The organism is Vibrio sp. B1REV9 (assembly GCF_905175395.2).
In the GTDB taxonomy this organism is placed as follows: domain Bacteria; phylum Pseudomonadota; class Gammaproteobacteria; order Enterobacterales; family Vibrionaceae; genus Vibrio; species Vibrio alfacsensis.
Genome location: NZ_HG992745.1, coordinates 753,668 through 774,992, shown reverse-complemented (window position 1 = coordinate 774,992; position 21,325 = coordinate 753,668). Strand labels below are relative to the sequence as shown.

The following is a 21,325-nucleotide window of genomic DNA, read 5'->3' as shown; positions in this document are numbered from 1 at the left end:
ATAAGTTCTTCAGCCAACACGAAGGACCATATAAGAGCAGTTAGGTATGACACAATTTTTCGCAGCCGCTGGGATTAAGAACCCACACCTTCAAACCTTATTACCACGATTCATTCGTAAAAAAGCCTTGTTTACACCCATTTGGCAGACTCTCGATACGCCTGATGGTGACTTTCTTGATTTAGCATGGTCTGAACGCATGGATATGAGCCAAAACAAGCCTATATTCGTTTTGTTTCATGGCTTAGAGGGATGTTTTTATAGCCCCTATGCAAATGGGCTGATGAATGCATTTTCTCAGTCAGGATGGCTGTCTGTCATGATGCACTTTCGTGGCTGTAGTGGAAAGCCGAATAAAAAAGCACGAGCTTACCATTCAGGCGAAGTCACGGATGCTCGCTTCTTCCTGGAATATTTAAATAAGCAGTTTCCAAATAACCCAAAAGTTGCGGTTGGCATTTCTCTTGGTGGCAACATGCTGGCAAACTACTTGGCACAATACAAAGACGACCCAATTTTAAGTGCCGCGACCATCGTATCTGCACCGTTAGATTTGGCTGCATGTGCCAATCGTATTGAGCAAGGCTTTTCTAAAGTTTACAAACGTTACTTGCTTTCCTCACTCAAACGTAATGCGCTACAAAAGCATGATTTGATCCAAGGTGAGCTTGCCCTTTCTTACAGCTCGATCAAACGAGTCACTCGCTTATATGAATTTGATGATCTCATCACGGCGCCTCTGCATGGGTTTAAGGATGCTCAAGATTATTATGAACAGTGCTCTGGCCTCAGTAAGCTGCAACAAATCACTTTACCGACACTGATCATTCACGCAAAAGATGATCCCTTTATGACCGACGATGTCATTCCAAAATTTGTACTGCCTGACAATATTGATTATCGCCTGTATGAGCATGGTGGGCATGTGGGTTTTCTAACTGGGACCGCCTTAAAACCTAAGTTTTGGCTAGAAGAGGCCTTGCCAGCCTATTATGAAAGCATCTCTTCCGAGTACCTTTCTGCTGTATCCGCATCACGAACCTTGTAAACTAACTGAGGCAAATAGCCCTAACCGTCATAAAAGTTTGAGGTATTTATGATCATTCCATGGCAAGACATCGCGCCAGATACACTAGAAAACCTGATCCGTGAATTCGTTCTCCGTGAGGGGACAGACTATGGTGCGGTAGAAATTTCGTTGCAAGACAAAATCGAACAAGTGAAGCTGCAACTAGAGAAAGGTGAAGCGGTCATCGTCTTTTCAGAGCTTCATGAAACGGTTGATATACAGCTAAAAGCAAAGTTTTAGACCTCTCACATTTTTGCTGAATCCCTCTCGATGACAACGGCTTGTTACATGCTATAGTGGGATTTCGACCGTGCAGCATATTCGTATGCTGCACATTACAGGTAAGTAATTTTCGACAAGGTTTGTCATGTCAGCGAAACATCCAATCATTGCGGTTACTGGTTCGTCCGGTGCCGGCACTACAACTACATCCGAAGCTTTCCGTAAGATGTTCAATATGATGAACATCAAACCTGCATGGGTGGAGGGTGATAGCTTTCACCGTTTTACTCGTCCAGAAATGGATGTCGAAATCCGCAAAGCTCGAGAGCAAGGCAAGCACATCAGCTACTTTGGTCCTCAAGCCAATGACTTTCCCGGCCTAGAATCATTTTTCCGCCAATTTGGGGCAGAGGGCACGGGCAGCGTACGCCGATACCTGCACACCTTTGATGAGGCGGTGCCTTACAATCAAATGCCTGGCACTTTCACACCGTGGCAAGACCTACCCGAAAACAGTGACGTCTTGTTCTATGAGGGGTTGCATGGCGGCGTGGTGGATGGCGAAGTAGACGTTGCTCAACATGTCGATTTTTTGATTGGCATGGTCCCTATCGTAAACTTGGAGTGGATTCAAAAATTCGTCCGCGACACCCGTGATCGCGGACACTCACGTGAGGCGGTAATGGACTCCATTGTTCGTTCTATGGACGACTACTTAAACTACATTACGCCACAATTTTCTCGTACTCACATCAACTTCCAGCGCGTACCGACTGTAGACACATCCAACCCGCTAAACGCAAAAGGGATCCCAAGCCTAGATGAAAGTTTCGTTGTGATTCGCCTGCGTGGAATTAAGAATGTCGATTTCCCTTACCTACTGGCGATGATTGACGGCTCATTTATGTCACGTCATAACACCATTGTTGTGCCTGGCGGTAAAATGAGCTTTGCTATGGAGCTCATTGTTAGGCCAATACTGCAACAACTCATCGAAACGGGAAAAATCGGTTAGAAACGTCCGTATTAAGGTGTTTACTTTTCATACCGTGATCATGTGCACAGTTTTGCTTACAAAATCTCCGCCATGGCACGATTAAAATCAAGAAATCGTTTTAGAAAAAGGATACTATTTCTAACCGAAACATAAGAGAGCTTGCAGCATAGAAAAAGTGCTCTTATTCTAGTAGGCCAATTCAGGCTGAGCTAAAATATGGATAGCGCAAGCGTACCCTGCAGAGGAAGTGAGATATTATGGTTCTAGGTAAACCTCAAACCGACCCAACATTAGAATGGTTTCTTTCACACTGTCACATTCATAAGTACCCATCAAAAAGCACGCTAATTCACGCGGGCGAAAAAGCAGAAACTTTGTACTACATCGTTAAAGGTTCTGTTGCGGTTCTTATCAAGGACGAAGAAGGTAAGGAGATGATCCTTTCTTACCTAAACCAAGGTGACTTCATTGGTGAGCTTGGCCTATTCGAAGAAGACCAAGAGCGTACAGCTTGGGTTCGTGCTAAATCTCCTTGTGAAGTGGCAGAAATTTCTTTCAAGAAGTTCCGTCAACTTATCCAAGTAAACCCGGATATCCTTATGCGCCTTTCTGCGCAGATGGCTCGTCGTCTTCAAGTTACTAGCCAAAAAGTAGGTGACCTAGCGTTCCTAGACGTAACTGGTCGTATCGCTCAGACTCTTCTGAACCTAGCTAAACAACCAGATGCGATGACTCACCCAGACGGCATGCAAATCAAGATCACTCGTCAAGAAATCGGTCAAATTGTTGGCTGTTCTCGTGAAACCGTTGGTCGTATCTTGAAAATGCTAGAAGAACAAAACCTAATCTCTGCACACGGTAAAACTATCGTTGTATACGGGACTCGTTAATTTCTTAATCAGTTAGTTTATTCATTAACTAACTTCTCATCGAAATAACGTTCAAATTATAAAGCCACCCTCGGGTGGCTTTTTCTTTACTTGGATGCGTGTTATTTACTGTTCGTGCTCTCAAAGATTTTGTCTGCTGATGCCGCAACAAAACCCGTGTACAGTTCGCCACTTTCCATCGGGTAACGTTTTGCAAATTCATAGAAACCACCAGGGATGACTTGTGCCCCATCCATGAATGTGACAGGGACTTTATCTGCCATGGTAGAAGACTGCTCTAAAAGTACTTCTGGTGTGCCTTTTACTTCACCACCATTTTCGTTAATGATAAAGCCTGCTTCTCGCAAATAGTCATTCACCTGCTTCACTTCTTCATACTGATTAAGCTGATTGACGCTCACTGTGAAGTGGTTAGCTCCGTAACCATGAGCCGCTAGCCAAGAAGCGTACTCACTCTCTTTCGCTAAGATTTGGAAGTCAGCATGGCTAAGGTCCCACAAACGTCCGCCGTACAAGAAGTCACTGCCGGTCAGTTTAGAAGCATCAACCTGCTCTACCAGTTTATAAACAATGCCTTGTACCTCTGGTGAGCACTCATCCACTTTCAATTCACTGATGAAGACTTTTGGTTGTTTCGGATCTGGATGCTCAAAATGTTTTGCCACCAGCTTTTTGCTTTCAAATACGTAGTCACCACAGGCTTTGTAACCCACCGCTAGGAATGGCTTCGCCAACGTTTCAATGCCTAGAGGAGCGACATTAAACGTACGCAGCGCAATATGGTCATTAATAAGAGGTTCATCTTCTTGTAAAAGTTGATGCACTTTAGCAGCAGATGGGCAAAGGCGTTGAATATAGTCTTTCCACAGCGATTCAAATAACAGGTCGGGCGTCATAACAACTCCTTGTTACGAAATGTTAGTTATAGGCAGAAGAAGTTGACCACTCGTTCACAGCCGAAAGGCTATCCAGAATTAAGAACGAGTGGTCATCAACCTGTGACGGTATGTGTGGCATTAAGTGCCAGTCAGTCAACACGCTCTGGAAAGTCTTAAGCTCACCTTTGGCGTTTGCCAGCGCTTACCTGAGTAAATAGCTCTGGCAAATAGAAGCAGTAATACTTTGTCACTGCTTCGTATACTTGATTACAAGCTAACACCCGGGCTCAATGTTGCAGGTAAGATCGTTTCTTGTCCCTCCATTGATGCCATTGGGTACGCACAGTAGTCCGCTGCATAATAAGCACTTGGACGTAGATTGCCTGACGCACCAGGGCCACCAAACGGAGCATCACCACTTGCTCCTGTTAATTGGCGATTACGGTTCACGATGCCAGCTCTGATATGATCAACGAAATAGTCCCACTCTTGGTCGTCGGTTGAAACGAGACCTGCGGATAGACCAAATCGCGTATCGTTCGCTAACTCAACCGCTTTTTCTAGCCCTTCGTAGCGTATAACTTGCAGCAGTGGACCGAAGTACTCTTCATCTGGTAACACAGCAATGTTCGTCACATCGATGATGCCCGGAGAAACAAACGCCGCTTCACCTGCTCTTGCTTCAATCAAGCTCTCGCCACCCAGTGCTTGTAAGTTCGCTTGTGCATCCAAAATGAACTTGGCTGCCGCAACCGAAATTTGCGGTCCCATGAATGGCGCAGGCTCTGCAAATGGTTGGCCTACTCGAATATTGCGTGTCGCTTCCACCAGCTTCGTGATCACGGCATCGCCTTTGTCACCAAATGGGATATACAGACGGCGTGCACAGGTACAGCGTTGGCCTGCACTAATGAATGCCGATTGAATGATGGTGTAAACTGTCGCATCTAGATCGCCGTAGTTATCCGAGATAACCATCGGGTTGTTGCCGCCCATTTCAAGCGCCAACATCTTATCTGGCTGACCCGCGAATTGACGATGCAAGACGTGCCCTGTGTTTGCGCTCCCGGTAAACAACACACCATCAATACCTTTAGCATCAGCAAGAGCAATACCAGTTTCTTTCGCGCCTTGGACTAGGTTAATCACTCCTTTTGGTAGACCAACTTCTTCCCACAGTTTCATTGCGAGTTCACCCGTCCACGGAGTTTGTTCAGATGGCTTGAATACAACGGTGTTACCCGCAAGCAGTGCAGGCACGATGTGACCATTTGGTAGGTGGCCAGGAAAGTTATAAGGACCGAATACCGCCATCACACCTAGTGGGCGATGACGCAATACAATTTGGTTGCCCGCAGCTTCACGGGTCGCCTCTCCTGTTCGGTCGTGGTAGGCGCGGATAGAAATGGCGATTTTTCCAGCCATTGCCGCCGCTTCAGTGCGAGTTTCCCAAATCGGCTTACCCGTTTCTTTAGCGATAACTTCGGCGATGGTTTCGCTGTTCTCTTTTACTTTTTCAGCAAAAGCCAAAACAATCGCTTCACGCTCTGCGAATGGGCGTTTTTTCCACTCAACAAACGCTTCACGTGCCGCATCTACGGCTTGATTCACTTGTTCTGCGGTTGCACCTTTGCCTTGCCAAATCACTTCTTGATTATATGGAGATAAAGACGTTAGGGCTTCCCCTTGACCTTGTACCCACTCACCTGCAATCCAATGCGTCATTGTTTCTATCCTTAAAATCTGTCGTCAGTTACTGTGGAAGAAGACGGATAAAATCTCCGTCCTTAACCAAAAGCGCTTCCGCCAATTCAGGCGCAATTACGACACTATGTGTCTCAGCGTCATACGCCGCCTTTGCCGCTGCGGCTCGAAAATCTGCAAATGATGAATTGCACATCAAAAAGTCTTGTGTGCTCGTGTGCGGAGCAATTCTCACTTGAGCTCGGAATGAGTGACGTACCGACTCAATATTTCGTAAATCACATTCTACGGTTGGACCACCATCGAAGATGTCCACGTAACCGCGATTTGTGAACCCTTCATTTTCAAGTAACTTGAGCGCTGGGCGAGTGTTGTCATGCACTTTACCGATAACAGCTTGTGCTTCTGGACTCAACAAATTGACATAAATCGGCAGCTTTGGCATCAAGTCAGCAATAAAGCCTTTTTTACCAATACCCGTTAAATAGTCTGCCAAAGTGAAATCAATAGAGAAGAAGTGTTCTTGTAGCCACTGCCAGAATGGTGAATTACCTTGGTCGTCGGATACGCCACGCATCTCTGCAAAAATGGTTTCAGAGAAACGTTCAGGGTGCTCAGCCATCATTAAAAAACGGCATTTGGACATTAAACGGCCATTCAAACCACCACGGAACTTCTCGCGCAAAAACAAGGTACATATTTCGCTATTGCCCGTGTAGTTGTTACCAAACGTCAGTAGCTTTACAACGTTATTAACGCCGAGCTTTGGCGATGAGTGAACGACTTTACTGATGTGGTAAGAGTAAAACGGTACGTCCCATCCGATCGAAGCTTCAATCCCCGTCGTACCCGCGACCTCTCCGGTTTCAGAATCAAAGCCGACCATAAGGTAGCCCTCATCCCCCGCCTCTTTTACGTCTGGTTTAGCAAAGCTGTACTCTGAGTGTGTAATTCGATTGGTTAATAGCTCTTCATTAACCGGCAGAGATGTAAATCCATGACCTGATTCCACCGCACAAGTGTGCAGCGCATCATAATCCGACATTGCAATAGGGCGAACAACTAGCATCAATACTCCCTCCAGATGCAAGAAGATCCTAACTATAGTGTAGGAACAATTCCCCCATCAGCGATCCTCGATGGGGGCGTCTGCGTTGACAATAAACTGATCTGCGCGTTTAAACTAACGTCGATATGGCTTTATCCAGTTTTGCCAAGCCTTCTTCGATTTCTTGTTGTGTGATCACGAGTGATGGAGTGAAACGTACGACATTGGCACCCGCAACCAATACCATGAGACCTTGTTTACCAGCAGCGACTAGTACGTCTCGCGCACGCCCCTGCCATTCATCATTCAGCGCAGCACCTAATAGGAGACCTTTGCCACGCACCTCAGAAAAGATATTGTACTTCGTATTAATCTTCTCTAGCCCCTCACGGAATAGCGCTTCACGCTCAAGGACACCGGCTAACGTTTCAGGCTTGCTGACTTCCTCAACCACCGCCTCAGCAACGGCACAAGCGAGTGGGTTACCACCGTAAGTAGACCCGTGAGTGCCGACTTTCATGTGTTCCGCCAGTTTTGCAGTTGTTAACATCGCACCAATAGGGAAACCACCGCCAAGTGATTTCGCGGTACTTAAGATATCTGGTGTGATACCCAGACCTTGATATGCGTAAAAGTGACCGGTACGACCATTACCCGTTTGAACTTCATCAAAGATAAGTAAAGCATTGTGCTTATCACACAATTCACGGACGGCTTGAGCAAACTCTGGTGTAGGGGGAATGATACCGCCCTCACCTTGTAGTGGCTCCATCATAATCGCACAAGTGCGATCTGAAATATGCGATTGCAGCGCTTCAATGTCATTGTAAGGCAAATGCGTAACATCACCAGGCTTAGGTCCAAAACCATCCGAGTAAGCTGCTTGACCACCAACGGTTACCGTAAAAAACGTACGGCCATGGAAACCTTGTTTAAATGCAATGATTTCAGACTTTTCTTGACCATGAACATCTGCGGCATAACGACGGGCAAGTTTTAATGCAGCTTCATTCGCTTCAGCGCCAGAGTTAGCGAAAAAAACACGCTCAGCAAAGCTGACTTCGGTTAGCTTTTTGGCAAGTCGTAGTGCTGGCTCATTGGTCATGACATTACTTAGGTGCCAAAGCTTATTGCCTTGTTCAGTCAACGCATTCACCATGACAGGATGACAATGTCCAAGGCAACTCACCGCAATGCCACCGGCAAAATCGATGTATTCATTGCCATCTTGGTCCCAAACTCGTGAACCCTTTCCTTTTACTGGAATCATTTCCATCGGGTTATAACAAGGCACCATGACCTCATCAAATAAACCGCGCTCTACTTTATTTTCCATCGTCATTGCACATTCCTTTTTGATACCGCATGCCGAGCAGATAAGCGAATTTGGCCAGCATTCATCACCAGCAAATAATGTTTTGCATTTAAGCTATCACGGCATTGTATTTACATTTAATTAACCATTTCAATAGTGATTTATTCTTTTCGTATCGGGAGCAAGCCACCATTAATCACTACCTATGAGTATTTATGCACCAATAATTATAAATTGAGAAGCAAAATTTAATAAAAGCCACTTATGACAAGGCTTAAACAGAAATGATAAAAATGAATAGTGCACGCCAGAAAAGTAGAACGCATAGTTTTGCATTCTCTTCCCTAGTGGAAAAAGATGAAGAATTTGTTAAGAAAAGTGATCCTGATCAGATCATTTCACGTGAGAGAAAGTTAGCTAGAAGCTCATGACCTTGTTCTGTCTTTATAGACTCAGGATGAAACTGTACCGCATCAATTGGCAGGGTTTTATGTTGATAACCCATGATTTCATCCATGCTGCCATCTGAAAGTTCCGTCCATGCCGTCAATTCAAACACGTCTGGTAGGGTGCCATTTTTTACCACTAAGGAATGGTAACGAGTCACTGTAAGTGGGTTGTTGAGGTTTTTAAATACGCTGCGACCATTGTGACGGATCGGCGATGTTTTACCATGCATCACTTGTCTTGCGCGCACCACTTCACCACCAAATACCTGCGCAATCGCCTGGTGACCTAAACACACCCCTAATATAGGTAACTTGCCAGCAAAGTGCTCTATCGCTTGTAGAGAAATGCCCGCCTCATTTGGTGTACATGGCCCTGGTGAAATAACAAGGTGGGTTGGCTTGAGCGCCTCAATGCCTTGGATATCAATCTCATCGTTGCGCACAACCTTAACGTTCGCCCCTAACTCACAAAAGTACTGGTAAAGGTTGTAAGTAAACGAGTCATAATTATCAATGATCAACAACATAGTGTTTAGGTTGCTCCAATCCATTCTTGGCAGTTCAGACAGGGGTTATGCCACAAAAGTGCCATTGAGGCGGTATTTTGCTATACAAAATCAGAAAGGCAAGGTTTTGCGATATAAATTTACTCAAAGACAAAAAACCCCCGCAAATGCGAGGGCTAAAGAAAGTAAAACTTTAAGCTGTATTATGGGCGAGCAACAAAGCCTACTGCCGCGTACGCTTTCTTCAACGTTTCAGCCGCACGAGCCGATGCTTTGTCTGCACCTTGCTTCATCACTTCGTTCATGTATGCACGATCTGCACGGATACGATGGTATTCCGCTTGGATTGGCTCAAGCATAGTAACCAGTGCTTCACCCACGTCTTTCTTGAATGGGCCATACATTTCAACGCCTTTGTATTTCGCTTCAATCTCTTCAAAGCTCATGCCTGTCGCCGCAGAGTAAAGACCCATTAGGTTAGAGATGCCTGCTTTGTTTTCCCAATCGTGAGCAATACGTGGTGGCATTTCAGCGTCAGTTTGCGCTTTGTTGATCTTCTTGATGATCGACTTAGGCTCTTCCAGCAGCGTGATAACGTTCTTACGGTTGTCATCTGACTTAGACATCTTCTTGGTAGCGTCTTGCAGGCTCATTACACGCGCATTTACCGTTGGAATGTAAGGCTCTGGTACTTGGAAGATTGGCTGCTCTGGCGAGTAGATGTTGTTAAAGCGGTTCGCAATATCACGCGCTAGCTCTAGGTGTTGTTTCTGATCGCTACCTACTGGCACTTGATGCGCACCGTAAAGCAGGATGTCTGCAGCCATTAGAACTGGGTAATCAAACAGACCCACATTTACATCACCAAACTGGCTTGAGCTGTCTTTTGAGTAACGTGCAGATTTATCTTTAAACTGCGTCATACGACCCAGTTCACCCATCTGGGTGTAACAGTTAAGAAGCCAACCAAGCTGAGCATGCTCTGGTACGTGTGACTGAACAAATAGCGTGCTCTTCTTAGGGTCAACACCAACTGCCAGACAGATCGCCAGTGCATCTAGAGTCGCTTCATGCAGTGCTTTAGGGTCTTGACGAACCGTAATCGCGTGAAGGTCTACCACACAGTATTGGCAATCATAATCGTCTTGCATCTGCTGCCATTGACGTAGAGCACCCAAGTAGTTACCGATACTTAGTTCACCTGAAGGTTGAACACCACTCAATACGATGGGTTTGCTCATTAGAATGATTCCTTTGACTTCTTAATCTAATTAAATGAAAAAACCGTGCAGCGATAGGCGCACGGCTTACTCAGTGTACTCATTAACGAGTATTTTGGAAGCTCTTTTGTAGCCGTTATGCAGAAACGGCTACAACGTCCAATAATTCTGCCAAACTGTCAGCAACAAAATCTGGATTTGATACTGAAATAGCCTCGCCATGGTTGTAACCATAAGTTAAACCAAATGAGGCGCAGCCTGCGTTCTTCGCTGCTAAAATGTCGTTTTTAGAGTCACCGACCATCAGCATTTCACTTGGTTGAATTTGGTGTTTTTCCATTAACCAATTCAATGAGACTGGGTTTGGTTTTTTCTCTGGAAACGCGTCACCACCTAACACATCAACAAAGTACTTTGCGATGTCATGCTTCTCCAGAACGTCAGGGACAAACTTAGAAGGTTTGTTAGTCACAAGCGCCATAACAAAACCCGCCTTGTGCAACTCTTCCAGTGTCTCTTTTACCGTAGGGTAAAGGTGGCTTAGCTTATGACCACTTTGCTCGTAGTAATCATCAAACAGCACACGCGCTTTTGCACGAAGCTCTTCGCTCAGTTCAGGATTGATGGTCAGGCTTTGGCTCAGTGAGCGTCCAATCAGCACATCTGCGCCGTTACCCACGTAATCTCGAACCTGCTCTTCTGAAACCGATGGAAAGCCAAGCGCTTGTACTGCTTGGTCTGCCGCAACCGCCAGATCTGGCACGCTATCAAGCAAAGTACCATCAAGGTCAAAGGCGATGAATTTAATGTCTTGTTGAGTCATAACTTCCCTGAAGATTTTTATTTATATTCGGTGAAAACAACAAAGGATGGCACCCCATCCTTTGTTTTTATCACTGTGACTGATTTATCTTAACGTTTTTTATCAGTTATTTAGCAGCAATACGCTGACGAACCGCTTCAAACAAACAGATGCCCGATGCTACAGATACGTTCAAGCTTGAAACGCTGCCTGCCATTGGGATCTTAATTAGATCGTCACAGGTTTCGCGAGTCAGACGACGCATGCCGTCACCTTCTGCCCCCATCACGATAGCCAGAGGGCCGGTCAGTTTCGCTTGGTAGATGTCGTGTGTCGCTTCACCCGCCGTGCCCACAAACCAAATGCCTTGCTCTTGCAATGTACGCATCGTGCGCGCCAAGTTGGTCACTCGGATCAATGGCACGACTTCAGCAGCACCACAAGCGACTTTGCTTACCGTTGCGTTCATTGGTGCAGAGCGGTCTTTCGGTACAATGATCGCCGCAACGCCAGCTGCGTCTGCATTACGTAGACAAGCACCTAGGTTATGCGGATCCGTCACGCCATCCAATACCAATAACAGCGGAGATTCATGCTGCGCTAAAATGCCATCAATGTCGTTTTCGTTCAGCTGTTTCGCTGGCTTCACACGAGCAATGATACCTTGGTGGTTAGCACCATGCGCTTTATCGTCTAGCGTTTTACGAGTCATTTGTTGGATAGACACACCACAAACCTGAAGATCATTCAGAATTGGCATTAGACGATCGTCTTGACGACCTTTTAAAACATACGCTTCGATAAAACGTTCTGGTTCGCGTTCTAGTACCGCTTTCACTGCGTGAATGCCGTAGATAAATTCGTTACTCATTATTTAACCTGTTTTTCTGGTCAGTGCCCACATCAATTTAACTTGGCGTATTCACACCAAGTTAAATCAGCGATTTCACCTACTCTGCGTTACTTTGAGTACGCGTGGTTTTCTTCGGCTTACTGTGTGGCTTTTTCTTACGTGCCTTTTTCACTTTCGGCTTTTTCGCGCTTTCAGTGTCACCACGCTTCGAACCACCTTTGCGTTTGCCGGCCTTTTCACTTGGCTCAGGTCGCTTAGTTGGCTCGATAGCTGGTGTAGCACGCGTACCGTTTGACTCTTTTGAAGAGCGCGTTGAGGTACGTTTTTTCTCTTTCGCTTTGCGTTTTGCTTCTGCTACACGCTTCTTCGCGGTCTTGCCTTTGCCGCGTAGCTTACGACTTGTTTCGATCAATTCAAAGTCAATTTGCTTGTCATTTAAGTTCACCGCAAGCACTTTCACTTTCACCGCATCGCCTAAACGATAGATGTTACCGAAGCTTTCACCGATAAGTCTTTGACCGATCGGATCAAATTGGTAGTAGTCGTTGGCTAGTGTCGAAATGTGTACCAAACCATCGATGTGCAGCTCTGTTAAACGAACAAAGAAGCCAAAGCTCGTCACGTTGGCAATTACGCCATCAAGCTCATCACCAACGTGATCTTGCATGTATTCACACTTCAACCAATCAGCGACTTCGCGCGTTGCATCGTCTGCACGGCGCTCTGTCATCGAACATTGCTCACCGTAGAAGTCCATATCGTCAAATGAGTAATGGTAACCACCCGTTGGTGTCCAGCGGTCTTGATTACGGCCTTCTTCTTTGGCAATCAAGTATTTGATTGCACGGTGCAGTAATAAGTCTGGGTAACGACGAATTGGTGACGTGAAGTGCGCATAGCGTTTCAGTGCTAAACCAAAGTGACCGGCATTGTCTGCGTTGTATACTGCTTGCTTCATTGAGCGCAACAGCATCGTTTGGATCAACTCTTTATCCTGACGCTCGGCAATTTGCTTAACCAAATCAGCGTAATCCGTTGGAGATGGCTCTAAACCACCGCCTAAGTTTAAGCCCAGCTCGCCAAGGAAATCACGGAAGCCTTGCAGACGCAATTCACCCGGAGATTCGTGAACACGGTACAACGCCGGTTCTTTCGCTTTCTCAACATAAGACGCTGAAGCGATGTTCGCTAGGATCATACACTCTTCGATGATCTTGTGAGCGTCATTACGAATCACTGGCTCGATGCTTTCAATCTTACGATCCGCATTGAAGATGAATTTCGCTTCAACGGTTTCAAACTCAATTGCACCACGATTATCACGCGCTTCTTTCAGCACTTTGTACATACTGTGTAATTCTTCTAGATGAGGCACCAGTTTGTGATAACGCAAACGAAGATCTTCATCCCCCTCAAGAATTGCTCCTACTTTGCTATAAGTAAGACGAGCGTGTGAGTTCATCACGGCTTCGTAGTGTTTGTAACCCGAGAGTTTGCCCGTCTCAGAGATGGTCATCTCACATACCATACACAAGCGATCGACTTGTGGGTTTAGTGAACATAAACCGTTCGATAGCACTTCAGGCAACATTGGGACAACTTGCGATGGGAAGTACACAGAGTTACCGCGGTTGATGGCTTCTTTGTCGAGAGCAGTGTCAGTGCGTACGTAGTAACTTACGTCAGCTATCGCAACCCATAAACGCCAACCGCCGCTCTTTTTCTTCTCACAGAAAACCGCATCATCAAAGTCACGAGCATCTTCACCATCAATGGTCACCAATGGTAAATCACGCAAATCAACACGACCTACTTTTGCTTCTTCTGGCACTTCTTCGCCTAGGTTAGCAATTTGCTTATCAACCGCTTCTGGCCAATCGTGAGGGATTTGGTGAGTACGAATTGCAATTTGCGTTTCCATTCCTGGTGCCATATTTTCACCAAGAACTTCAATGACTTTACCCATCATGCCACGTGAACGAGCGCCACGGTCTGTGATTTCAATAACAACCACGTTACCCATACGAGCACCGGCTTTGTGCTCATTGGGGATCAGGATATCCTGGCTGATTCGAGAGTCATCCGGTACAACATATGAGTAACCATATTCAAGGAAGAAACGTCCTACGATCTGTGTCTTACGCTCTTCCAGCACTCGAACTAAACGCCCTTCACGACGACCACGTTTGCTATTGTCTGTTGGTTGCACCAACACGTAATCACCGTGAATGATATGCTTCATCTGATGGTGAGGTAATACAATGTCATTGTCCTTGCCAACACTGCCCTCAGGACGTACCCAACCATGGCCATCTTTGTGGCCAATAACGTACCCTTTTACCATTTCGAGCTTTTCTGGTAATGCATAGCACTGACGTCGTGTAAACACCAACTGCCCATCACGCTCCATCGCTCGGAGTCGACGACGCAAACCCTCGTACTGCTCTTCACCATCAAGCTGTAGTGCTTCAAACAAATCATTACGATTCATCGGTACGCCGGCTTGTTGTAGAAACTCAGTAATAAACTCTCGGCTTGGAATTGGGTTTTCGTAATTTTGGGATTCACGATCCGCAAAAGGATCGTTTGGAATGTTGTCTGACATAGGCGTGCCTATCTAGCAAGGAAGGTATAGAGCTAGTATATCCGAGTCTCTTGATAAGCTACAGAATTGCTTTGAAAAAAGAACGAACTGAATGAGATTTAAGAACTATGGGCGCGTAAGCAAGATCAATAGATCAGAATTGTCGGTGATGAGATCTTCAATTGTGCAATCATCGAGTGCCGCTAAAAAAGCCATTTTCGCTTGAGCTAACTTTTCTTTCAGGCGACATGCTGGCGTAATATGGCAAAATTCTACTGAACAGTTCACCAAATCTAATGGTTCTAAATCACGCACAACACCACCAATAGTGATCGCTTTTGCTGGCTTCATCAAGCGTATCCCGCCATTTTTACCACGCACTGTATGCACATAGCCAAGTTGCCCAAGGCGATTAATCACTTTCACCATATGGTTACGAGATACACCAAATAAATCCGTTACCTCAGTAATGTTGGTAAGCTCATCTTTGGGTAATGACGCTAGGTAAATCAAGGTTCTGAGTGCGTAGTCGGTAAAACTGGTTAGCTGCATAATGCGCTCCTCTCTGGTCTCAAAAGTGTAAATCTTTTCTTGATTAAAAGATACATTTGAGATACAACTTTAAACATGCATTATAAATACAACTTTAAATAGGAAACCACTATGCTCAGCAATCAAACTATTGATATCGTGAAAGCCACCGCCCCACTTTTGGCAGAAACTGGACCAAAATTAACTGCACATTTTTACGATCGCATGTTTACGCATAACCCAGAATTGAAAGACATTTTCAATATGAGTAACCAGCGCAATGGTGACCAACGTGAAGCACTATTTAATGCGATTTGTGCGTACGCAACCAATATTGATAATCTACCAGCACTTCTCGGTGCAGTAGAAAAGATCGCACATAAACACACCAGCTTTTTGATCACCGAAGATCAGTACCAAATTGTGGGTAAACACCTACTCGCAACAATTGATGAGCTGTTTTCTCCTGGCCAAGATGTCATTGATGCGTGGGCTGAAGCTTACGGCGTGCTAGCAAACGTCTTCATTCAACGTGAAGAGCAAATTTACCAAGAGAACGCTGCACTTCAAGGTGGTTGGCGTGGTTTACGTGAATTTGAGTTGGTGGGCAAGCAACGTGAAAGTGAAAATGTTTACAGCTTCGTTTTCAAACCGGTTGACGGTGAAAAAGTTGCAAAATACAAGCCGGGACAATACCTTGGTATCTACATCAACAGTAATAAGTTCGAAAACCAAGAGATTCGTCAATACAGCCTATCTTCTGCGGTTCAAGAGAACACTTATCGTATCTCTGTAAAACGAGAACAAGGCGGTAAAGTTTCTAACTTCCTACATGATGACCTAAACATTGGCGATAAAGTACAACTTGCTGCTCCAGCAGGTGACTTTTTCATGGATGTGGAAACTCATACACCAGTGGTTCTGATTTCTGCTGGTATTGGCCTAACACCGACACTTTCAATGCTTGAGAGCCTTTCAGATCACCAAGCGCCTGTCACATGGGTACACGCAGCAGAAAACGGTCAACAACACGCATTTAAACAACACGTAAACCAATTTGTTGGCGCAAAAGAAAACATGAACTCACTGGTTTGGTATAACCAACCAATGGCTGAAGACCGACTTGGTGAAGACTTCCACTTCACGGGCCTTGTAAATCTACGCGAAATTGAAACCGCCTTAAAGCAAGACAACGTGCAAGTGTACTTCTGTGGTCCAGTTGGCTTTATGCAACACGTAGCGCAACAACTGCTTGAAATCGGTGTATCACAAGAGCAATTCCACTACGAGTGTTTCGGCCCACACAAAGTCGTTTAATCGCTCGCAGCAACTCTTCAAGAAAAACGACAAAGCCCACATGATGTGGGCTTTGTTATGTCTATTCTCAGAGTATTATGACGTCGCAGGGTTGCATGACGCGCCGTTTTTGAGAGTACGAATTACCAGAACGTATCGCGTCGCTTTGCGCGTGCAATGATGTTCTGTGGCATGCGCTGCTCGAGACCATTTCTCAGCATCGCAATACGTTTATGTTGGCGTTTGTCAGCCGTAACAGAGTTATACAACCAACGGTACGCATCTTCATAATCGAGAGGGCTACCGTAATCTCGCAAAAGCAATTCTGCAAGATGAATACGTGCATTTAAATTTCCCATCGCCGCGGCTTCACGCAAGTATGGGATCGCACGCTCTTTATCTTGTTGCACTAATGTGCCACGAGAATAATAGCGACCAATTTGCTCGAGCGCTGCTGGCAAACCTTGGTGTGCCGCGTTTTCCATGTAATAAAGACCAAGCTCTACGTCTTGATCAACGCATACGCCCCAAGCCAGCATATCGCCATATAGAAATTCATAAGATGGCAAATTAATGCGTGTCGCACGAGCTACGATATCTTCCACCAACTGGCAGTTGTCAGCGCGTACGCGTTCTAAGTGCTTATTCTGCTCAATAAGCTTAATAAGTTCTGCTTCGGTGTAGATGGGCACTGGTGCACCTACATCGGAGACATTCGCTTTAACCGATGTTGCACTCAGCATCAATAACAGTGAAGCAGCCACTGCTCGTAACTTCATAATTTACTCTTTAAGGTATCTGAGAGACCAAAGATCAGCGAATGACCTCTTCTGCTTATAAAGCTTATCGGCAAAGGTGACTTAAGCTTTAGACAATTTTTGCCCCTCACTTAAGCTTAACGGCAATAAGTTGCCATGGCGAATACCATCTCTCAGAGAGACGAGCACATCACAGATACAAAAAAACCGGCTAGAAAGCCGGTTTTTAAATTCTCTAACGAATATCCATTAAGCACCAAATGGGTGAACTTTAATGATAGTCTCGTTACGGTCAGGACCTGTTGAGATAATGTCTACTGGTACGCCAGTCAGTTCTTCAATACGCTTGATGTAATCTAGAGCTGCTTGAGGAAGCGCATCGATAGATTTAGCACCAAATGTGTTTTCAGACCAACCAGGCATTGTTTCGTAGATTGGCGTTACTTTTTCGTACTCATCAGCAGCCATTGGCGAAACTTCTAGTACAGATCCATCTTCCATCTTGTAACCAGTACAGATTTTTAGCTCTTCAAGACCATCTAGTACGTCTAGTTTAGTTAGACAGAAGCCAGTTACTGAGTTGATTTGAATTGCACGACGCATCGCAACCGCATCAAACCAACCAGTACGACGTAGACGACCCGTTGTTGCGCCAAACTCGTGACCAACAGTACCAAGGTGCTTACCTACTGGATCTTGCTTGTCTAGACCATCGTATAGTTCAGTTGGGAATGGACCTGCACCAACGCGAGTACAGTAAGCTTTCGCGATACCAAGGATGTAACCTAGGTGACGAGGACCAAAACCAGAACCTGCAGCAACACCACCAGCAGTCGTGTTAGAAGAAGTTACGTACGGGTAAGTACCGTGGTCGATATCTAGCAGTGTACCTTGAGCACCTTCGAACATGATCTTGTCGCCGCGCTTACGTGCTGCGTCTAGTTCGTCAGTTACGTCCATAACCATAGAAGTCAGTAGTTCAGCGTAGCCTTTAGCTTGCTCAAGTACTTCTTCGTAGCTTACTGCGTCTGCTTTGTAGTAGTTCACTAGAGCGAAGTTATGGTATTCCATTACTTCTTTTAGTTTCTCAGCGAATGCTTCCATATCGAATAGGTCGCCAACGCGTAGACCGCGACGAGCAACTTTATCTTCGTATGCAGGGCCGATACCACGACCAGTTGTACCGATAGCTTTTTTACCACGTGCGATTTCACGCGCTTGGTCTAGCGCTACGTGGTAAGGAAGAATTAGAGGACATGCTTCAGAAATGAAAAGACGTTCGCGTACTGGAATACCGCGCTCTTCAAGAGGTTTCATTTCTTTAATTAGAGCTTCAGGTGATAGTACAACACCGTTACCGATAACGCATTTTACGTTATCGCGAAGGATACCTGATGGAATTAAGTGAAGAACGGTTTTCTCACCGTCAATTACAAGTGTGTGACCTGCGTTGTGACCGCCTTGGTAGCGCACCACGTATTTTGCATCTTCAGTTAAAAGGTCTACAATTTTACCTTTACCTTCGTCACCCCATTGGGTGCCTAGAACGACTACGTTATTTCCCATCTTTCCAAGTCTGATTGCTAGTTAAAAAAGGATTCTAGCACTGAATCTCGCATCTTGCAGTCATTTTTTGTTCACAGACTTGATACTAGAATGCAATCTCACCAACGTAGCTCATTTCGAAATCAGTACATCACTGATAATATTTACTTTTCTAAATTCAGTTAGGAATCACTATGTCTGAGTCTATTTGGCTCGCAATCGGGCTCGTATTGATTGTAGAAGGGATTGGCCCCTTAATCGCGCCCAATGGATGGCGCAACATGGTCGCTCAACTCAGTCAGCAACCCGATAATCAGCTGCGTCGCATTGGGGGTTGCTTAGTGGTTGCGGGTGCCGTCATTGCCATTATGATGAGTTAACACACTCACGAAACCATTCCATCAAATACAAAAAAGGCTCCTTTCGGAGCCTTTATCATTTATCAACACGCTTATTGTGCTGACGCACCTTTCGCGTTATTCATGTACTGGAAGAATTCACTCTTCGGATCCAATACAAGAATGTCGCTCTTAGAGCTGAACGATTTCTCGTAAGCTTTCAAAGAACGTAGGAAGCTAAAGAACTCAGGATCCTTGTTGTACGCTTCTGCATAAATCTTCGCAGCTTCTGCATCGGCCTCACCTCGTGTTACGCGAGCTGTTTTATCGGCTTCTGCTAATACCGTCGCAACTTCAAGTTCAGCTTGAGCACGAATAACTTCGGCTTTCTCACGACCTTGAGAACGGTGTTTACGAGCTACTGACTCACGTTCTGCACGCATACGTTTGTAGATAGAATCACTGATGTTGTCAGGTAGATTGATCTTCTTCATTCGGAAGTCAACAATCTGAACACCTAAGTCTGTCATCGCACTTTCGCGGGTGCCTGTCAGTACGTTTTCCATGATTTTATCGCGTTCGCCGTCGATCTCTAATGCTTCTTTCGCCGCTTCAGTAGTGACGACTTCGCTGTCAGAACTTTCTGGCAAAACATCGTTATTACGCGGGCCTGAAACAATCTGTTTGATCTCGCGAGAACCGATTTCAGAACGTAGAACGTCTGTTACTTTACGTTCTAATAGGGCTTCTGCCGTCAGCGTGTTGCCACCACCTGTCGCTAGATAGAACTGACCAAAATCTTTGATACGCCACTTAACATAGCTATCAATGATTACGTCTTTTTTCTCTGACGTTACAAAGCGGTCTGAGCGGCCGTCCATTGTTTGAATACGTGCATCAAGTGTTTTCACACGGTCAAACAAAGGCATTTTGAAATGCAAACCTGGTTCATAGATACGAGCAATATCATTGTTATCTTTCAGTACTCGACCAAAGCGAATCACAATGCCTCGTTCCCCCTCAGGGATCACGAACAGTGACATCAGCATCAAAGCTAGAGCGATGACCAGTACAGGGATCATTAACTTACGCATTCTTAGTATCTCCCTTGACGTGTACCAGTTGAACGAGATTGAGTATCCGTTGTACCGCTAGTACTTTGAGATTCCAACTCAATTTTGTCGTAAGTCGAAGACGAGCTTGATTTACGTTTTGTTTGTGTCGTTCCTTCCTGACCAGCAAGTTTGTCGATCGGTAGGTACAACAGGTTGCCGCTTGATTCAGAGTCAATCAGCACTTTCGATGTGCTTGAATACACTTCTTCCATTGTATCTAGGTACAAACGGTCACGAGTAACGCCTGGCGCTGCTAGGTACTCTGGTAAGAGTTTTTCAAACTGAGCAACCTGACCAAGTGCTTCATTCGTAATACGTTCGCTGTAACCTTGCGCTTCTTTCTTCAGACGTTCAGCACGACCTGTTGCCTTAGGAAGAATGTCATTACGGTACGCTTCTGCTTCACGTTCAAAACGCTCTTCATCCTCACGAGCCGCAATCGCATCATCAAATGCGTCTTTTACTTGCTCAGGTGGACGTGCAGACTGGAAGTTCACGTCAACAATCATCAAACCCATATCATAATTATCAATGATTTGGTTTAGTGTTTCTTGTGTGCTTTGACGAATTTGCTGACGGCCGCTTGTTAGGATGCTGTCCATTAGCGAGTCACCAATTACCGCACGTAGCGCAGAGTCTGTTGCTTGACGCAAACTGTCATCCGCATTCGTTACTTGGTAAAGGTACTTGTATGGGTCAGAGACACGGTACTGTACATCCATTGCTACCGTAACAACGTTTTCGTCTTTCGTTAACATTGTGCCAGAAGCACGCAAAGAACGAATTGCCTGTACGTTTACAGGCGTCACTTCATCAATAAAGCGAGGACGCCAGTTCAGACCAGGATCGACGATACGGTCATATTTACCTAAACGCAGTACAACACCACGCTCTGCTTCACCGATGGTGTAAAAGCCAGCGAAGAACCAAACTGCAATCGCGATAACTGCAATGACACCGAAGCCAATCGCACTACCACCACCGCCGATAGGTGAACCACCGCCGCCTTTTTTACCAAACTTACCACCCAGCTTTTGACTCAGTTTGCTGAACACTTCATCTAAATCTGGCGGACCTTGATCTCTGCCACCAGGACGCTGGCCACCGCGATTATTATTACCCCATGGGTCATTATCGCGGCCATTATTGCCGTTGTTATTTCCAGGCTCATTCCACGCCATTAGAAAGCTCCATCATTTGATATG

At 45.5% G+C, this 21,325-nt stretch carries 20 protein-coding genes; 6 read left to right on the top strand and 14 right to left on the bottom strand.

Annotated elements, in window-relative coordinates; genetic code table 11:
* The first annotated feature begins 46 nt into the window (after window positions 1–46).
* The 4 genes from KHN78_RS09120 (at window position 47) to crp (ending at window position 3,178) form a co-directional block, all read left to right on the top strand.
* Window positions 47–1,048: a hydrolase gene (locus KHN78_RS09120; protein WP_211915836.1), complete on the top strand. Its 1,002-nt coding sequence runs from the start codon at window positions 47–49 to the stop codon at window positions 1,046–1,048.
* Window positions 1,049–1,096: 48 nt separating this feature from the next.
* Entirely contained in the window at window positions 1,097–1,309 is a 213-nt protein-coding gene (locus KHN78_RS09115) for a YheU family protein (RefSeq protein WP_128809983.1), read from the top strand.
* Between the two features lie 127 nt (window positions 1,310–1,436).
* The gene (locus KHN78_RS09110; RefSeq protein ID WP_128812224.1) at window positions 1,437–2,306 is read left to right on the top strand and encodes a phosphoribulokinase; all 870 of its coding nucleotides are present in this window, start codon (window positions 1,437–1,439) and stop codon (window positions 2,304–2,306) included.
* A 239-nt stretch (window positions 2,307–2,545) separates the two neighbouring features.
* On the top strand, window positions 2,546–3,178 hold the full coding sequence (gene crp / locus KHN78_RS09105; protein ID WP_005381432.1) for a cAMP-activated global transcriptional regulator CRP: 633 nt from the start codon (window positions 2,546–2,548) through the stop codon (window positions 3,176–3,178).
* A gap of 101 nt (window positions 3,179–3,279) precedes the next feature.
* Here the strand turns inward: crp and KHN78_RS09100 are convergent, their stop codons facing one another.
* The 10 genes from KHN78_RS09100 to nsrR all read right to left on the bottom strand — a co-directional run bounded on the left by KHN78_RS09100 (window position 3,280) and on the right by nsrR (window position 15,089).
* Window positions 3,280–4,074: a DUF1338 domain-containing protein gene (locus KHN78_RS09100; RefSeq protein WP_211915835.1), complete on the bottom strand. Its 795-nt coding sequence runs from the start codon at window positions 4,072–4,074 to the stop codon at window positions 3,280–3,282.
* 249 nt (window positions 4,075–4,323) lie between these two features.
* Window positions 4,324–5,781, bottom strand: coding sequence for a succinylglutamate-semialdehyde dehydrogenase (gene astD, locus KHN78_RS09095; protein WP_211915834.1), 1,458 nt, complete (start codon window positions 5,779–5,781; stop codon window positions 4,324–4,326).
* 28 nt (window positions 5,782–5,809) lie between these two features.
* A complete protein-coding gene (gene astA, locus KHN78_RS09090; RefSeq protein WP_128812222.1) occupies window positions 5,810–6,829 on the bottom strand; it encodes an arginine N-succinyltransferase in 1,020 nt (339 codons plus the stop codon).
* A 109-nt stretch (window positions 6,830–6,938) separates the two neighbouring features.
* Window positions 6,939–8,150: an aspartate aminotransferase family protein gene (locus KHN78_RS09085; protein WP_128809980.1), complete on the bottom strand. Its 1,212-nt coding sequence runs from the start codon at window positions 8,148–8,150 to the stop codon at window positions 6,939–6,941.
* Between the two features lie 361 nt (window positions 8,151–8,511).
* Window positions 8,512–9,099: an aminodeoxychorismate/anthranilate synthase component II gene (locus KHN78_RS09080; protein ID WP_211916528.1), complete on the bottom strand. Its 588-nt coding sequence runs from the start codon at window positions 9,097–9,099 to the stop codon at window positions 8,512–8,514.
* A 182-nt stretch (window positions 9,100–9,281) separates the two neighbouring features.
* Complete coding sequence (gene trpS / locus KHN78_RS09075) at window positions 9,282–10,319, bottom strand: tryptophan--tRNA ligase (RefSeq protein WP_128809978.1); 1,038 nt, start codon at window positions 10,317–10,319, stop codon at window positions 9,282–9,284.
* A 115-nt stretch (window positions 10,320–10,434) separates the two neighbouring features.
* The gene (locus tag KHN78_RS09070) at window positions 10,435–11,121 is read right to left on the bottom strand and encodes a phosphoglycolate phosphatase (RefSeq protein WP_211915833.1); all 687 of its coding nucleotides are present in this window, start codon (window positions 11,119–11,121) and stop codon (window positions 10,435–10,437) included.
* A gap of 106 nt (window positions 11,122–11,227) precedes the next feature.
* The gene (gene rlmB, locus KHN78_RS09065) at window positions 11,228–11,971 is read right to left on the bottom strand and encodes a 23S rRNA (guanosine(2251)-2'-O)-methyltransferase RlmB (protein WP_128809976.1); all 744 of its coding nucleotides are present in this window, start codon (window positions 11,969–11,971) and stop codon (window positions 11,228–11,230) included.
* Between the two features lie 79 nt (window positions 11,972–12,050).
* Window positions 12,051–14,558 carry a ribonuclease R gene (rnr, locus tag KHN78_RS09060; RefSeq protein WP_211915832.1) on the bottom strand — a complete coding sequence of 836 codons (2,508 nt, stop codon included), beginning with the start codon at window positions 14,556–14,558 and terminating at the stop codon, window positions 12,051–12,053.
* Between the two features lie 105 nt (window positions 14,559–14,663).
* Entirely contained in the window at window positions 14,664–15,089 is a 426-nt protein-coding gene (nsrR, locus tag KHN78_RS09055) for a nitric oxide-sensing transcriptional repressor NsrR (RefSeq protein WP_128809974.1), read from the bottom strand.
* Between the two features lie 111 nt (window positions 15,090–15,200).
* Between nsrR and hmpA the strand changes: the two genes are divergently transcribed.
* Window positions 15,201–16,385 carry an NO-inducible flavohemoprotein gene (gene hmpA, locus KHN78_RS09050; RefSeq protein WP_211915831.1) on the top strand — a complete coding sequence of 395 codons (1,185 nt, stop codon included), beginning with the start codon at window positions 15,201–15,203 and terminating at the stop codon, window positions 16,383–16,385.
* A 122-nt stretch (window positions 16,386–16,507) separates the two neighbouring features.
* On the opposite strand, the gene motX is transcribed toward hmpA, so the two are convergent.
* Together motX and KHN78_RS09040 are read right to left on the bottom strand one after the other, a co-directional pair.
* Complete coding sequence (motX, locus tag KHN78_RS09045; RefSeq protein ID WP_128809972.1) at window positions 16,508–17,143, bottom strand: flagellar protein MotX; 636 nt, start codon at window positions 17,141–17,143, stop codon at window positions 16,508–16,510.
* Window positions 17,144–17,371: 228 nt separating this feature from the next.
* Window positions 17,372–18,688: an adenylosuccinate synthase gene (locus KHN78_RS09040; protein ID WP_128809971.1), complete on the bottom strand. Its 1,317-nt coding sequence runs from the start codon at window positions 18,686–18,688 to the stop codon at window positions 17,372–17,374.
* Between the two features lie 173 nt (window positions 18,689–18,861).
* On the opposite strand from KHN78_RS09040, the gene KHN78_RS09035 reads away from it, so the two are divergent.
* Window positions 18,862–19,047 carry a DUF2065 domain-containing protein gene (locus KHN78_RS09035; RefSeq protein WP_128809970.1) on the top strand — a complete coding sequence of 62 codons (186 nt, stop codon included), beginning with the start codon at window positions 18,862–18,864 and terminating at the stop codon, window positions 19,045–19,047.
* Between the two features lie 71 nt (window positions 19,048–19,118).
* Here KHN78_RS09035 and hflC read toward each other — a convergent pair whose 3' ends face one another.
* Together hflC and hflK are read right to left on the bottom strand one after the other, a co-directional pair.
* On the bottom strand, window positions 19,119–20,099 hold the full coding sequence (hflC, locus tag KHN78_RS09030; RefSeq protein WP_211915830.1) for a protease modulator HflC: 981 nt from the start codon (window positions 20,097–20,099) through the stop codon (window positions 19,119–19,121).
* Window positions 20,100–20,101: 2 nt separating this feature from the next.
* The gene (gene hflK, locus KHN78_RS09025) at window positions 20,102–21,301 is read right to left on the bottom strand and encodes an FtsH protease activity modulator HflK (protein WP_211915829.1); all 1,200 of its coding nucleotides are present in this window, start codon (window positions 21,299–21,301) and stop codon (window positions 20,102–20,104) included.
* Between the last annotated feature and the right edge of the window lie 24 nt (window positions 21,302–21,325).